Origin of the sequence: Pandoraea norimbergensis, assembly GCF_001465545.3 — a bacterium.
GTDB classification, from domain to species: Bacteria; Pseudomonadota; Gammaproteobacteria; order Burkholderiales; family Burkholderiaceae; genus Pandoraea; species Pandoraea norimbergensis.
In genome coordinates this window covers 4391334-4405747 of record NZ_CP013480.3, presented here as the reverse complement: position 1 = coordinate 4405747, position 14414 = coordinate 4391334, and the positions used below count along the sequence as shown (strand labels likewise).

Here is a 14414-nt window from a genome sequence, read left to right as displayed (position 1 = left end):
CGTGACCGAATACCGGAGACTCTCAATGACTTTGCAGCAGAAAGACCTGCACGCTCGCCTTGATGCCCATCTGGCGAAGTTCAACCGAGGCGACGCGCCGGGGCTCGTGGTCGGTGTTGCCCATGAAGGACGGGCACTGTACCGCAAGGGTTTTGGCATGACGAGCCTCGAGCACAGCGTCGCGAACACTTCGGCGACCCGCATGCGCATCGGGTCGACCAGCAAACATTTCACGTGTCTTGCGGCCCTGCTGCTCGCAGAGGACGGCAAACTGGATATCGACGCGGGCGTGCGCACTTATATTCCCGAATTGCCGGAATTGAAGGGGGCGCCAACGCTGCGTCAGTTGATGACGCACACCGGTGGCTATCGATGCTATCTGGACTTGTCAGTGATGACGCAAGGCGTTGCCACGATCGGGCCGGGTGTGCCGCTGGCGATCGAGCTTCGTCAGCAAGATGTTAATTTCCCGCCGGGCGAGCGCATGATCTATTGCAACGGGGGATATCACCTCCTGTCGCAGGTCATTGCGCGCGTCAGCGGCATGTCGTTCGAACGGTTTCTCAAGCAGCGGATTTTCCGCGTGATGGGCATGAACGACACGGAATCCGTCAGTGACGATTTGCGGATCAGGCCACGCATGGCCACACAGCATGTTCCTGATGGCGATGGCGGGTATTTGCGCGGACTGTTTCCGAGTGTCGATGTACTGGGGGAGGGCGGTATCGTCTCCACGATCGACGATATGTTGAAGTGGGCCGGACATCTTCGTCATCCCACCGAGCTGGGTAGTCCCGATACGTGGCGTGAGATGCTGACGATGCCTCGGTATTCGAGTGGAGAACTCGGCGTCTACGCGCTGGGCCTGATACGCACCCGATATCGTAACGTGGAAACCATTCATCATGCGGGCGGCGTTTTTGGTGGGTGCAGTCAGATGTTGACGGTTCCCTCACATGCTCTGGATATTGTGCTGATGAGCAACGGCGCCCCAGTCGATCCCGTCGCGCTCGCGACCGAGATTGTCGATATCGTCCTTGGCGATGACGTCCTCGGTCCGCCGCGGCAAGGGCCGGCACAGACGTCGGACAATCCCGGTTTGCGCGGGAAATATCTTTCCGTCGACCCGCTTCAGTGGGTGGAAATCATCGAGCGGGACGACGGTTGGTACGCAACGACACATAATCAGACACACCTTCCGCAACCACTCATCGCGGCTGAGCTCGGATACCGGATCGACGATGGTGCGGGTGCGCAGACTCGTGTGGTGCCGCATGCGCGTACGCCGGCGGGCGACGTTTCGGCCATCGATGTTATCGAGAGCGGGCATGCCGTGACTCTGCGCCGATACGACATTGTCCTGCCGGATGAGGCGTTGGAAATGGACGGAATCTGTGGTCGATACTTTAGCCACGATGCCGACGCCCACGCCGTCGTCTCAATCGAGGACGGGAAGTTGACGCTGGCCATTCGCGGTGCTACGGGAAGTGTGCGCTATCGCCTGAGTGCGATAACCCGCGATGTCTGGACCTTCGCGCCTGCCGATGCTTCAGCACTCTCGACAGGCACGGCACGGGTGGAGCGCAGCGCAGACAAGGCCATCCGCTTTTCGCTCTCCACATCCCGCACGCGAGGGCTGGCGTTCTCTCGTATTGACTGACGTTGGGGGACGGTGGGAACTGAGAACAACTGTGAACGTCAGTTCCCACCTCTGCGATGCGCTCTGTGGTATCTGCCGTGTACGCTCAAGACTTGGCAAATCGAAGGTTTCGAGTACGGTTGGTGTTGACGGAGAATCCCTCGGCACGCCCCGTGCCGGGGTGCCTCACGATGGAAAGCGTTCCCGTTCTGACGGCATTCGGTGCGCGGGGCGAGAAGCGAAAAAGATCGACGTCGACTGGAAAGATGTCGTAGTGGCATTCGCCCGCGCGTCCCACTATCTCGAGCGACATAATCGCGCAAACGTCGTCACGCGATTCATCTACCAACACCGAAGGGCGCAGCGTAGCGCGAGCATCGGCTTCTTCGCTGGCATAGGCGCCACTTAGCGAATCGATAACTTCGACGCTTACCGACGCCGATACCTCGACACGCCGATAGATTGCCGTGTGGCCGCAATGAGAGATGCGCAAAGCCTCGGCATCATCCGGATTGACGGCGCTTCCCCACTGAAGCAGAAAGGTGCCGTCGCCACTCGATTCCAAGGAAAACTCGCAGGTGCCAGTTTCGGCGCGATCGTACGGATAGAGCATTGGGTTGCTCGGTTCAAGCGGCCCGCTAAGCGTCATGTCTCCGGCGCGATCGGTGATGTCGTACACCATGTCGTTGTTCTCCTCGCGATAGGTCCCCGCGCGTCCGGGCCAGCGGCCCATGCTGGCGGGCGTTGGAGCGGCGTAGCGCTTCATCGGGGGCGCCAACAGAATGTCGAGCATGCGAAGCGAAAACGCGGCCGGCGCCGGGATTGCCCCATTGCCAAGCAACACGATATCGATGCCGTGCTCGGGGACGCAGAGCATCTGGCACGATCCGCCGACGACACCGCCCGCATGCTGGATCAGTTCGCATCCGCGATATTGCGTGCGCCTTAAGCCCATCATGTAATCGCTGCGCAGACCGCTGGAGAAGATGGGCGAAGAGAACATCAAGTCCCATGTGTCGGGATTGCCTATGCGTTTTTCGCCACGCAAATGCGAACACCACTTCAGCATGTCGTCCGCGCACGAGACGACACCGCCTTCACCGAGAATTTCTCGCGAAGGAAATATCCCCCGATCGTAAGTACCCTCGCCGTTTTGGACATGGCAGGCGGCCATATGGCTGCGGATTCGATAGTCGTCGGGCAGGAGAAACGTATCGTTCATGCCCAATGGGTCGAAGACTTCGGCGGCGAGAAACGTTGCAAGAGGTTGTGCGCTGACACGCTCGATGGCCAGCGAAATCAGGTGATATCCGCCGTTGCAATACATCATCCGCTCGCCCGTGGGAAAGTTGACACTAGTTTGCCGGCGCATGATGTCGAGCAGGTAGCCGGTCTGCGGCACCGCCAACCCGTTAGTAAGGAGCGATACGTCGAGCGCGCACCGTTGCCCACTTGTGTGGAACATGAACGCGCGTAACGTCGCGTCGCCGGCCACCCCGGTCAGTTCCGGTAAATAGCGGCGGACCGGCACATCGATATCCAGCGCTTTCGCTTCCCGGAGCAGCAAGGCCGCGAGGCAAGTCATGTGCTTGCTCGTCGATCCGATACGCAGCAGGGTTCGCACATTCAACCCCACGCCCAGTCCGACGTCCGCCATACCGAAGGCCTTGCGCAACACGACCTCGCCGTCAATGGCGGCGGCGGCGACGACGCCCGGTGAATCGCTTCGGTTGAACGGATCAAACAGCGCCTTCAGAGCAGTACCGTCAAATTGTTCCTGTGCCGACACGGCCATCCTCCTGGATCAATGCATCTCATACGGGGCGTCGTCGCGACCCCAGACGCTCTCGGGGCCTTGCAGATAACCGTTCAGGTATTGGAACGAGGGCGCACGATCCTCAGCCAGGAAGCAGGGCCCGTCGAGGTCTACCCGGTCGCACTGCTGCCCCAGAATGTAGGCCGGGGCCACACCGAGCGATGTGCAGGGCATACATCCGACCATGACCGACAGTCCGAGCTCTCGAATCGGCGCGACCAGAGAGAGTGCACGTGTGAGGCCGCCGCACTTATCGAGCTTGACGTTGACGACGTCGTACCGGCGGGCGACCGTGGCGAGATCGTCTAGATCCTGAAACGATTCATCTGCCGCCATGCGGATCGGATATCGCATGGATTCAAGGCACTCATCCTCGCCTGCCGGCAGGGGTTGCTCGAGCAGGTCGACGCCAACGTGCTGCATGACCGGCAGCATCCGAACCATGTGTTCTTGCGTCCACCCTTGATTAGCGTCGACGGAAAGCGCAGCGCCAGGGCAAGCCGCGCGAATCGCGACAAGTCGATCTACGTCGGTTGCGCTGCCGTCGAGCTTGATCTTCAACGCAACGGCGCCCTCGAAGCCACGCGCCGCCTCGGCCATGGCGGGGGCGGCATCAACACCGACGGTGAATGACGTCCGCAGTGGGCGCAGCCGGGCGCGTCCGGCCAGTCGTGCGACCGTCATGCCACAGCGCTGAGCGGCCAATGACCATAGCGCCGCGTCGAGGGCGTTTCTCGCACCGCCGGCAGGCAGCAACCCGATGAGGGCCTCGCGGGATATGCCTTGCTCGATCAGGGGGCGTACGGCGGCAATCTGCTCGGCCATGCCCTCAGGCGTTTCTCCACGGTAGTAGACGCCGGCGGCCTCTCCTCGGCCTCGGTGTTGCCCGGATCGCAACGAGACAACCAGGACGCGGGCCGCGTCGACCGTGTGGCCCGAGATGTGAAAGGGGGTGGCCAGCGGCCACTGTTCGATACGAACGGAAAGCTTGCAGGGAATGGTCATTGGCGCTTAGGCGTAGCGTTCGATGGCAAGACGTACGGCATTGGCCGCACCGCGCATTAAGAGGCAGGCCACGATGAATCCGGGCAACGCCACGGCAACGATGGCCCATATGAGACCGGACTCGGTGCGATGCAAGTGATCCGACATCAGGCCAATGGCCACAGGACTGCCGGACTGCATTAGCACCGTCGTCAGCACACCGATGGCCGCCACTCTCGACCTTAGATAAGGCGGGCAAATGCTCTGCATCAGTCCCGGAAACATGATCATGCCCGCCACGACGCACATGAATTGAGCGCCGAACAGGACGTAGACATAGGACACGGATGGTGCGATCAGATACCCGAGGCTGACGACGCATGCCCCCAGGGCCCCCCACTCACATACGCGTAGCGGGGCGAGCACGCCGAGTCGCGAACTCAGGCGGCGAGCGAGCAGCCAACCGAGCGCGCATCCGATGACGCTCCCCGTCATTGCGGCGCTGCCGAGTCCGGCACCGGCCGTTGCAGGCGTTGCACCAAAGAAGCGGACGGCGACGACCGGCATCCAGGTGGTGATACCGGCAAAGGCCATGTTGATCAGCGCGATGGCACCGAAAAAGCGAATCATCATCGGCATCTCCCGGCGAAAGTATTCACCCGCGGCGAGCCCAGGCACCGGCACGTTGCCGGTCGAGCGCTGAGTGTCCGAATGGGCATAGCGGGGCCGGATCATCGCGACAATCAATACCAGCAGAGGCGCGGGGATCGCGACGGCAAAGAATGCAATCCGCCACGTGGACGCGTTTCCCAGACCGAAGGGCAATACGCCATGCATGGTGTCGATCCCCTGGATGAGTAACCCGCCCAGTGCCATGCCCGCGCCCGCGCTGAGAAGATTGACCAGTGCGAAGACCGAGTTGGCGAGGATGCGCTGGCGCGCCGGAAACAGGTCGGGGAGCAAGCCGTAGATGATAGGCATGAGGCCTGCTTCGCCGATGCCCAGGCCGATCGATGCGATGAAGAGCGTCCAGAATCCGGTCGCGAAACCGCAGGCGGCGGTCGCGGCGCTCCAGAGCAGGATGCAGAGTACCAGCACGGCACGACGATCCACGCGGTCTGCGAGCCATCCGATCGGAATGGCTGCCGCGCCTGCAAATAGCGCAATGCCGGCGCCTTGCAAAAGCCCCACCTGAATATCGGCGAGGCCGAACTCGGTGCGAATGAGTTCGGCCAATAGCACCAACATCTGGCGATCGACGTTGGCGAAAAACGTCACGAGGACGAGGGCGAGAAGTCCGAGCCACGCTCCGATCCCCGCATATCGCTCGCGGCTTGACGTTGGTGCATACCGCGGCCTTTCGGTATTCGAATCGAACATTTGAAGTCCAGTATTGAGTGCGTCAGCGCGTGAGGACATCGGCGCTCCGACGTGATGTCATTGCGCGAAGCGCTCGTTGCCAACCAGCCCGATGCGCGTCACCCCTAGCCGCTGCGCCGACGCCATGACCATGGCGACCGACCGATAGGGTGCCGTCGCGTCGGCGCGAAGGTGAAGCTCAGTTGGTGGTGTGGACGATGCGGCCTCGGCAAGGTGGGTCTCCAATTGCGCGCGGTCGCTAAGCGGCAAGCCGTTCCATGCCACGACTCCGCTCGCATCGACGTCGACTTGTACGACGAGCGGAAGCGTCGGCGGTGAGGCATTGGAAGGGGTGGGCATGTCGAGTTTCACGGCATGCGTCTGAATCGGGATGGTGAGAATCAGCATAATCAGAAGCACCAACATGACGTCAATGAGCGGCGTCGTGTTGATCTCCACCATGATGTCGCCGTTTTCGTCAGCGCCCGATGGCATGGTCATTGCCATGGAAGTCTCCTGATGTAGGGCGTCTCGCGCGCTATTGGCGCGGCGGCGCTTCGGTGATGAAGTCGACTTTGGCGATACCCGCACGCTGGCATGCCAGGACAACCCGTCCGATCGCGGCGTAGCGAGCGTCGAGATCGCCGCGAATATGCACTTCGGGTTGGGGCGTCAATACAGCGACCGTCTTGAGTTTGTCCAGCAACGTTGCGGCGTCGGGAATACGTCGCTCGTCCCAATACACCTCGCCGTCGCTTGTCACGGCAAGAACAACGTTCTGCGGTGTGGTCTGCAAGGGTTGAACGGCTTCCTTCGGAAGCGTGACGGGGACGGTGTGCGAGACCACGGGAATCGTGATCAGGAAGATGATGAGCAACACCAGCATGACGTCGACCAGCGGCGTCGTGTTGATGGTCGCCATGACCTCGTCGTGCTCTGCGCCACGGCTCCCGCCAGACAGGGATATCGCCATGGCATCACCCCACGCGCGCGACTTGAGACGACCGGGTCGCCACGATGGCGGACGCCGTCGTTTTACCGGTGAGCAGCACGTTGTGTATTTCGCTGCCGAAATCGCGCACACGCTCCATGACCGCTTTGTTGCGACGGACAAGCCAGTTGTATCCGAGCACGGCGGGAACGGCGACCGCCAGACCGATTGCCGTCATGATCAACGCTTCTCCCACGGGGCCCGCGACCTTGTCGATGGAGGCTTGGCCCGCAATGCCGATTGCGGTGAGCGCGTGATAGATGCCCCAGACGGTGCCGAAAAGGCCAACGAAAGGCGCTGTCGAACCGACCGTGCCCAAGAACGACAGCCCATCCTGAAGGCGATTCGATACGCCGGTCATCGCACGCTCGATGGCGCTCGCGACCCAAGTATTCAAATCGACCTGATCGAGCAGTGCGCCGCTGTGATGATCACGGGCAGACAGCGCGGTTTCCGCAATGTATCGAAACGGGCTTCCCGCATCGAGCGACCGGACGCCTTCGGAAAGCGACGCGGCATTCCAGAACGTCTTTTCCGCGGCACGGGCACGACGCAGGACCTTGGCCTGTTCGAGCAGTTTGGCGACGATGATGTACCAGCTCCCCATGGACATGATCACGAGGATGAGCAGGGTTCCGCGAGCGATCATATCGCCGCCTTCCCATAGCGCTTGCAGCCCGTAGGGGTTGGTTACGGTCGATGCTGCGTGTGCGCTCAACGAGGCGAACGCCGTGATCGTCGATACGACTGCCATAAGCGCCATAAGGCGGCGCTTACAGGGCATGGCACGATACTGGAACTGAAGCATGGTCGTCTCCTTGACGTGAGTTCAGAGGGGGGCGGTTGAAGACCGCCTCAATTGAGTTGAAAATCGAACGGCACCTGGACGCGGACTTCCTGGCCTTGCGCGACGCACTGAAATTGCCGCACCGCGCTCTCCGCGGCTCGGTCCAGCACGGGGGCTGCCGATCGGGCGACACGAAGTTGTTTGACTTGCCCGTCGGTGCCAACAACGAACTCGACGAGTACGCTGCCGGTGATGTTGTCGCGGAGCGCTTCACGCGGGTATCGGATGGCGGAACGGACTTGCGCGGAGTTCGGGCAAACGACGCCGACGTTGCCCGCCACCGGCCTGCTCTCGACAGGCGCCGGAGGGGCGACCGGCGTCGTGGCGACGGGCTTGTCGGTCTGCACGGCCATGGCATTGGGTTGCGGGATGGCTGGCACCTGTACTTCGGGCGGCGGTACGTAAGCCTTGGGCTGAACGATGGGGCGCGGCGCCGGGACGATCTTCTTTACCGGAGGCGGCGGAGGCGGGGGCGGCGGTTTGATTTCTTCGATGATTCGCGTCTCGATGGGCGCCTGAATGATCGTCGCAACACGCGTTGCGAGCCCGCTAAGCAAGGCATACAGAATCAGGGCGTGCAGCAGCAGTGCCACGCCGATGCCGAGCAGCCGCCGAGCGGGTGGTTTGGGCTGAGCGTAATTCATGGACTACGTGTCTCCTACCTGCATAGGTCTTGTGTGGAGTCACGTTACGGCGCGGGTATTTCTGTTTCATCTCGACTTTGTATCGGGTTTGATACATAGCCGAGTCGATGCGCGGGCGCCGAATGTTTCAGGACTGCAACAAAGCCGCAAGATTGCCGGCACGTTTGTCGCCGATAATCCGGAACTTGGGGACACTGAATCGACGCGGCGGTGGATGAGAAGAGGAAAAAACCATGGCAACGCACGTACTTGTAGTCGACGACGATGCGCAGATAAGGACTCTGCTCTGTGATTGTCTTGCCGGTTTTGGCATGACCTGTATGCAGGCGGCCAGTGGGGAGGAGATGCACGACGTGCTCGAGCACAACGATATCGACATCGTCGTGCTCGACCTGATGCTTCCCGACAGCGACGGCCTGACGTTATGCCGGGAATTGCGCACCTCGTCGGAGATTCCCATTGTGATGCTCACTGCGCGTGGCGAGATGACCGACCGAATTGTCGGTCTGGAACTCGGTGCGGACGATTACGTCGTGAAGCCGTTTGAACCGCGAGAGCTGGTGGCGAGAATTCAGACGATTCTTCGCCGCACACGTGCGCAGGCGCGGGCGATACCCGAACCCAAGGACGAGCGGAAGTTCGCGGGATGGCGCCTGAGTCTGATCGGTCGCCATCTGATTGCGCCCGATAACACTGTCATCCCGCTTTCAAACGCGGAATTTCGACTGTTGAATGCCTTTCTTTCCGCGCCGGGACGCGTGCTAAGCCGTGAGTACTTGATGGATACCGCCCGAGGGAAATCCATCGATGCGTTTGATCGCAGCATTGACGTACAGATATCCAGGCTGCGGCATAAATTACGAGAGGACATCAAGGAGCCACGGTTACTGCGGACGATTCGCGGGGAGGGCTACATGCTCGACGTTCGCGCGCGATCCGATGTCGAAGGCTAGGTGTCGGCGGGTCTGGCCCGTACAGGGCTACACCGCCAACGCCGCCCCATCGCTGCGTGGGTCATGCGCACCACTCGCGAGACCGTCTTCCGCAATAGCGATCACCCCGGCCTGACCTGCCAGCGGACTATGCTTCGGCAATGACGCAACCGCATGCCCGCGTGCTGCGAGTGCAGCGAACACCGCTTCCCCTGCGTCGCTCTCAAGCTTGAGGTTGTCCCGGCTGTCGGAGAACGTCCGGCCTAGCAGAAAACGCGGATGGGATAGCGCTTCGTGTGGCGACATCCCGTAATCGATCAATCGGGTGAGCAACGCACTCAATGTCTGAGGCTGTCCATCCGCCCCCTGTGTCCCATACAGCAATCGCACTTTCCCACCTTTCAGATACATGCCGGGATTAAGCGTATGAAACGGCCGCTTGCCGGGCATGAGCGCATTCGGATGTGCACTGCCCGCCGGGCGAAACGCCGCGCCCCGGTTGTGCCATAGCACCCCTGTGTCGCCCGCCATCACACCACTCCCCCAATCGAAGTAGATCGTCTGCAACACGCTCACGGCGCGCCCGGCTGCGTCCGTTGCCGCGAAGTACACCGTGTCGCCTTCACGAAAACGATGAGGCCAGTCGAGTGCCAACCGATCGTCAATGCGTGACGCTGCGGCGCGAAGATGCCCGTCCGACAACATCGTCTCGACGGGAATATCCACGAACTCCGGGTCCGCGATGAACCCGTCGCGATCGATAAACGCCTGCTTCACTGCCTCCACAAGCCGGTGGTAATACGTCGCGCTGCCGTGAGCACAGTCCTTCAGTCCGACGCGCGCGAGAATCCCCATAATTTGTAGCGTCGTTACCCCTTGCGTCGGCGGCGGCAATGTTGCCAGCACACCGTCGCCATACGGCATCGTCAATGCGTCCGACACGTGCACGCGCGTGGCGGCAAGATCATCGCGCGTGAGCGGCGAACCCGCCGCCTGCAAGCCGTCCGCCAGACGGGCGGCCAACTCGCCTTCATAGAACTCACGTGGCCCGCCATCGGCAAGCTGATGCAGCGTCGCCGCCAGTACCGGTTGCCGAAACGATTCGCCTGCGGCGGGCGCGCGTCCGCCCGGCAGAAACGTTTGCGCAAAGCCGTGCCATGTCGCCGTGTTCGCCATCTCGTCAGCGCGATACGAATACCAAAAGTCCTGCGAACGACTCGTGGCGAAGCCATCTTCCGCCGCCGCGATGGCCGGTGCGAGCAGCGACGCCCACGACAACGTGCCGCCCCATTGCTCGCGACTGACGCGATACGCCGCCTCCCACGCCGCGACCGTCGCCGCCGTGGTCAATGTGGACGCCGGACCGCGCACCGCGATCGCATCGCCATTCAGCAATCCAGACGGCAGATGGCGTGCCGCTTGTCCGATGCCGGAGATGGCGAGCGGTGCCTTGCTGCCTGACGTACCGTCGGCCACCAGCCAAAAGCCGTCACCGCCGAGACCGGTGAAGTGCGGCATCGTCACGCACAACATCGCGGCAATCGCGATGGTCGCTTCGATGGCGTTGCCGCCTTGTTGCAACACGTCACGGCCTGCCATGCTCGCCAACGCATGCGGACTCGTGACCAACCCGGCCCGCCCGCTGGCGGGGGCCGATGAAGCGATATTCACCACGTCGCGCGCGGTCATGCGGCTGCCCCCGCCTCGTGCTCGCCACCGAGATACGCTGCGGCGAGACGCGTGTCGGCGGCCAACTCGCTCGCCGATCCACTGACAGTCACGCGCCCCTCTTCAAGCACGTAGCCACGGTCGGCAATCGACAACGCCATGACAGCCATCTGATCGACCAGCAGCATCGACAGCGACTCACGGCGCAACGCATCAAGCGACGCGAACAATTCAGCGATGACCTTCGGGGCGAGGCCGAGCGACGGCTCGTCAAGCAACAGCACACGCGGGGACGACATCAGCGCGCGTGCAATCGCCAGCATCTGTTGCTCGCCACCGGAGAGCAGACCGGCGCGCTGATGTTGCCGCTCATGCAGACGTGGATACCGTGCAAACATCTGCGCAATACGGGCGTCGAGCGTCGCGCGCGGCAGACGGCCGCAGGGGAACGCCCCGAGCCGAAGGTTATCGAGCACCGACAATTCCGGGAACACCTGACGCCCTTCGGGCACGAGCACCACACCCATCGCGGCGATCTTCGCGGCATCGAGCCGTGACAGGTCGTGACCATTGAACGTGATGCCGCCACTGACCGGACGATGCAGCCCTGCCAGCGCGCGCATGAGGGTCGACTTACCGGCACCATTGGCGCCGAGTAGCGCGACGAGTTCGCCGTCTCGCACTTGAATCGATACGTCGTGCAGCACTGGCGCGGCACCATAGCCTGCCGTCAGCTTGCCGACACCGAGCACTTCCGGCGTGGTCGCAGCGGCGCGCCCGACCGGCTTGGCAGCATCCGCAGACGCAGCCCCAAGGTATGCCTGACGAACACGCTCGTCGTGACGAATCGCCGTGGGCGTGCCTTGCGCGAGAAAACGCCCCGCGTCGATCACGACGATGCCATCGGATACGCCCATCACCAGCGACATGTCGTGCTCGACGAGTCCCACCGCCACGCCGCTATCGGCAATCTGACGCAGCAGTTTGCCCAGTTGCGCTTTGTCCTGTGTCGACAGACCGGCGGCCGGTTCATCCAGCAGCAGCACCGTCGGACGCGTCGCCAGCGCCCGTGCGATTTCCACAAGACGACGGTCGACGTGGGCAAGATCAGCCGCCATCAGATTGACGTCGCCGTGATAGCCGCAGGCGCGCAGCAATGCCATCGCCTCATCGCGTTGCGTCTTGCCTCGCATGCGGGCGACGCCGAGCAAACCCCCCAGACGCCCCGCACTCAACCCCAGGGTCACGTTATCGAGCACGCTCATGCCCGCGAACAGTTGCGACGTCTGATACGTGCGCGCCACGCCGTGCCGAGCGCTGTCACAAGCACCGCGTGTCGCGAGTCGGTCCCCGCCGAGCGAGCGCGTGCCTGACTGCGGCCGGTAGAAACCGGACAGCATATTGAGCACGGTCGACTTGCCTGCACCGTTCGGGCCTATCAGGCTGGTTACGCCCGCCGCAGGCAATTCGAACGAGAGATCGGCCACGGCTTTCACGCCACCGAAGGTCATCGTCAACCCTTGCGCCGCGAGCCCCTTGCGCTGCGATGGCGCGAGCATCGGCAAGGTCAACGTGGATGCCGTCCCGAGGCTGGCATCACTAGATGCAACACGTCTGCGCGACGTCCACCAATTTCCCAGCACCCCGATCACACCATTGGGCGCGCCCCACAACACCACGAGCAGCAACACGCCGAAACACAGCAAGCGCAGATTTTCGAGGCTGGCCAGAAACTCCGGCAACAGCCCGACGATCACGGCGCCGACGAGCGGCCCGGCAATCGTGCCCGCGCCGCCGATCATCACGACGAGAACGAACAGAATCGACTGAAGGAACGAGAACATGCCCGGCGTGACCATGCCTTGCAGCGGTGCGAACAACCCGCCCGCAAGTCCGGCCAGCGCAGCGGAGAACGCGAACGCTACCGCCTTCACGACAATGGGATTGACGCCGATCGATGCTGCCGCCGTTTCGCTATCGCGCACGGCACGCATGGCCGCGCCCCACGCGCCGCGAGAGATACGTGCGTAAACCAGCAACGAGACGGCGAGCACCGCCAGCGCCGCTACCGCGACCACACGCTCGCTGCCTGCGATGCCGAAGACACCCGGCGGCAGCACACCCATCAGGCCGTTCTGGCCGCCCGTCAATCCGCGCCACTCGACTGCGCCATGCTCGACGATGAAGCCGAACGCAATCGTCACCATCGCCAGCCCCGGCCCGCGCACACGAAGCGCGGGCAACGCGAGCAATGCACCGGTAAGCGCCGCAATCACGCCACCCGCCAACCACGCTGGCCAGAACGGCCAGCCCGCCTGCGTCGTCAGAATCGCCACGGCGTACGCCCCGATGGCATAGAAACCGACATGGCCGAACGACACCTGTCCCGTAAGGCCCAGCAGAAGATTCAGACCCACGCCGCAGATGGCCAGCAACGCCACTCCGGCGATCACCACCACGAAATAGCCGTTCACCACACACGCCGCACCGGCCATCGCCAGCAGCGCGACGGCAAGTGCGGTGCCGAGGGCCAGACCATCACGCGAGGGTCGCGTCTTCATTGGCGGGAGAGAGACGGCAGGGGGCGACGCCAGTCGCAAAGGAGAGTCACTCATACTTTGCGCACCTCCGCGCGACCGAAAATGCCGTCCGGCCGCATGGCCAGCAGCACGATGACCAGACCGAACGTAATGATTTGCGTGTAGCCCGACCCGAGCGTCGAGGTGATCATGGCTTCGGCCACACCGAACAGCAGCCCGGCAATCATCACGCCCCACGCGCTCGACAACCCGCCGAGAATCGCCACGGCGAACGCCTTGAGACCAAAGACCGTACCCATATCCGCCTGCACGTTGAACAGCGGCGCGATCAGCACGCCCGCGATACCGGCGAGTAGCGTCGAGACGGCAAACGCGGCGGCGATCGTGCGCTGAATGGGAATGCCCATGAGCCGGGCAGCATCGCGGTTCTGCACCACAGCGAGCATGGCCACACCCCAGCGCGAACGGCGCAACACGTAATGCAGCAGCGCGGCGAGTGCGAGACCGACGACCGGGATCAGCAATTGCAACGGATAGACACCCAGACCGGCGTCACCAATTTGCAGCGAACTTTGCGCCAGCGGCGAGGGCAGGCTGCGCGGCTCCGTGCCGAACGTCAGCATGACGAGGTTGTCGAGCACGATACCCAGCGCTACGGTCGCCATCAGCCAGGCACTGGACCCGCGCCGCACGAACGGCTGCACGGCGAGCCGCTCGACCACCAGCCCATAGACGGCGCAAAGTGCCAGTGCTGCAACGATGGCCAGCGGCATCGGCCAGCCGAGCGTCTGTGCGAACGTGTACGCCAGCACGGCACCCAGCATCATCGAGCTGCCCTGCGCGAAATTGACCGTCGCACTCACGGCGAACGTCAGATGAAAGCCGAGCGCCATGAGGCCGTACATACTGCCGAGCCCCAGGCCGGCGACCAGCGCCGAGATCCATTGCATGAAAAGTCCTCCGGGACGCCGCATCGCGGCGCCCGTTCGTTAGC

At 62.7% G+C, this 14414-nt stretch carries 12 protein-coding genes; 2 read left to right on the top strand and 10 right to left on the bottom strand.

The features are described 5' to 3' along the window. Positions 1 to 25 precede the first annotated feature (25 nt). The gene (locus tag AT302_RS19265) at positions 26 to 1660 is read left to right on the top strand and encodes a serine hydrolase domain-containing protein (protein ID WP_058375392.1); all 1635 of its coding nucleotides are present in this window, start codon (positions 26 to 28) and stop codon (positions 1658 to 1660) included. A gap of 85 nt (positions 1661 to 1745) precedes the next feature. Here AT302_RS19265 and AT302_RS19260 read toward each other — a convergent pair whose 3' ends face one another. From AT302_RS19260 to AT302_RS19230, 7 genes are all read right to left on the bottom strand, one after another. Then, positions 1746 to 3428 (bottom strand): serine hydrolase domain-containing protein, encoded by a 1683-nt coding sequence (locus AT302_RS19260; RefSeq protein ID WP_167365814.1) that lies wholly within the window; start codon positions 3426 to 3428, stop codon positions 1746 to 1748. Positions 3429 to 3443: 15 nt separating this feature from the next. Next, positions 3444 to 4460, bottom strand: coding sequence for a dipeptide epimerase (locus AT302_RS19255; protein ID WP_058375390.1), 1017 nt, complete (start codon positions 4458 to 4460; stop codon positions 3444 to 3446). A gap of 6 nt (positions 4461 to 4466) precedes the next feature. Next, positions 4467 to 5819 carry an MFS transporter gene (locus AT302_RS19250; RefSeq protein ID WP_058375389.1) on the bottom strand — a complete coding sequence of 451 codons (1353 nt, stop codon included), beginning with the start codon at positions 5817 to 5819 and terminating at the stop codon, positions 4467 to 4469. 57 nt (positions 5820 to 5876) lie between these two features. Then, positions 5877 to 6305, bottom strand: coding sequence for an ExbD/TolR family protein (locus AT302_RS19245; protein ID WP_058375388.1), 429 nt, complete (start codon positions 6303 to 6305; stop codon positions 5877 to 5879). A 31-nt stretch (positions 6306 to 6336) separates the two neighbouring features. Beyond that, positions 6337 to 6771 (bottom strand): ExbD/TolR family protein, encoded by a 435-nt coding sequence (locus AT302_RS19240; protein ID WP_058375387.1) that lies wholly within the window; start codon positions 6769 to 6771, stop codon positions 6337 to 6339. A 4-nt stretch (positions 6772 to 6775) separates the two neighbouring features. Continuing rightward, on the bottom strand, positions 6776 to 7552 hold the full coding sequence (locus tag AT302_RS19235) for a MotA/TolQ/ExbB proton channel family protein (protein WP_407668852.1): 777 nt from the start codon (positions 7550 to 7552) through the stop codon (positions 6776 to 6778). 92 nt (positions 7553 to 7644) lie between these two features. Next, on the bottom strand, positions 7645 to 8280 hold the full coding sequence (locus tag AT302_RS19230) for an energy transducer TonB (RefSeq protein WP_058375386.1): 636 nt from the start codon (positions 8278 to 8280) through the stop codon (positions 7645 to 7647). A 233-nt stretch (positions 8281 to 8513) separates the two neighbouring features. Between AT302_RS19230 and AT302_RS19225 the strand changes: the two genes are divergently transcribed. After that, positions 8514 to 9233 carry a response regulator gene (locus AT302_RS19225; protein ID WP_058375385.1) on the top strand — a complete coding sequence of 240 codons (720 nt, stop codon included), beginning with the start codon at positions 8514 to 8516 and terminating at the stop codon, positions 9231 to 9233. A 27-nt stretch (positions 9234 to 9260) separates the two neighbouring features. Here AT302_RS19225 and AT302_RS19220 read toward each other — a convergent pair whose 3' ends face one another. Genes AT302_RS19220 through AT302_RS19210 form a run of 3 tightly spaced genes read right to left on the bottom strand, consistent with a single transcriptional unit; the run spans position 9261 to position 14370 of the window. Further along, complete coding sequence (locus AT302_RS19220; RefSeq protein ID WP_058375384.1) at positions 9261 to 10901, bottom strand: gamma-glutamyltransferase family protein; 1641 nt, start codon at positions 10899 to 10901, stop codon at positions 9261 to 9263. Further along, complete coding sequence (locus AT302_RS19215; protein WP_084656330.1) at positions 10898 to 13495, bottom strand: branched-chain amino acid ABC transporter ATP-binding protein/permease; 2598 nt, start codon at positions 13493 to 13495, stop codon at positions 10898 to 10900. The genes AT302_RS19220 and AT302_RS19215 overlap by 4 nt, the downstream gene beginning before the upstream one ends. Beyond that, a complete protein-coding gene (locus AT302_RS19210; protein WP_058375382.1) occupies positions 13492 to 14370 on the bottom strand; it encodes a branched-chain amino acid ABC transporter permease in 879 nt (292 codons plus the stop codon). Before AT302_RS19210 ends, AT302_RS19215 begins: the two co-directional genes overlap by 4 nt. Positions 14371 to 14414: the final 44 nt, after the last annotated feature.

What these genes read in the sequence shown, in the direction of transcription:
- AT302_RS19240 (WP_058375387.1), bottom strand. Translation starts at nt 6,771, where the DNA reads ATGGCGATATCCCTGTCTGGCGGGAGCCGTGGCGCAGAGCACGACGAG.
- AT302_RS19245 (WP_058375388.1), bottom strand. Translation starts at nt 6,305, where the DNA reads ATGGCAATGACCATGCCATCGGGCGCTGACGAAAACGGCGACATCATG.
- AT302_RS19225 (WP_058375385.1), top strand. Translation starts at nt 8,514, where the DNA reads ATGGCAACGCACGTACTTGTAGTCGACGACGATGCGCAGATAAGGACT.
- AT302_RS19215 (WP_084656330.1), bottom strand. Translation starts at nt 13,495, where the DNA reads ATGAGTGACTCTCCTTTGCGACTGGCGTCGCCCCCTGCCGTCTCTCTC.
- AT302_RS19235 (WP_407668852.1), bottom strand. Translation starts at nt 7,552, where the DNA reads ATGGCGCTTATGGCAGTCGTATCGACGATCACGGCGTTCGCCTCGTTG.
- AT302_RS19255 (WP_058375390.1), bottom strand. Translation starts at nt 4,460, where the DNA reads ATGACCATTCCCTGCAAGCTTTCCGTTCGTATCGAACAGTGGCCGCTG.
- AT302_RS19210 (WP_058375382.1), bottom strand. Translation starts at nt 14,370, where the DNA reads ATGCAATGGATCTCGGCGCTGGTCGCCGGCCTGGGGCTCGGCAGTATG.
- AT302_RS19230 (WP_058375386.1), bottom strand. Translation starts at nt 8,280, where the DNA reads ATGAATTACGCTCAGCCCAAACCACCCGCTCGGCGGCTGCTCGGCATC.
- AT302_RS19250 (WP_058375389.1), bottom strand. Translation starts at nt 5,819, where the DNA reads ATGTTCGATTCGAATACCGAAAGGCCGCGGTATGCACCAACGTCAAGC.
- AT302_RS19265 (WP_058375392.1), top strand. Translation starts at nt 26, where the DNA reads ATGACTTTGCAGCAGAAAGACCTGCACGCTCGCCTTGATGCCCATCTG.
- AT302_RS19220 (WP_058375384.1), bottom strand. Translation starts at nt 10,901, where the DNA reads ATGACCGCGCGCGACGTGGTGAATATCGCTTCATCGGCCCCCGCCAGC.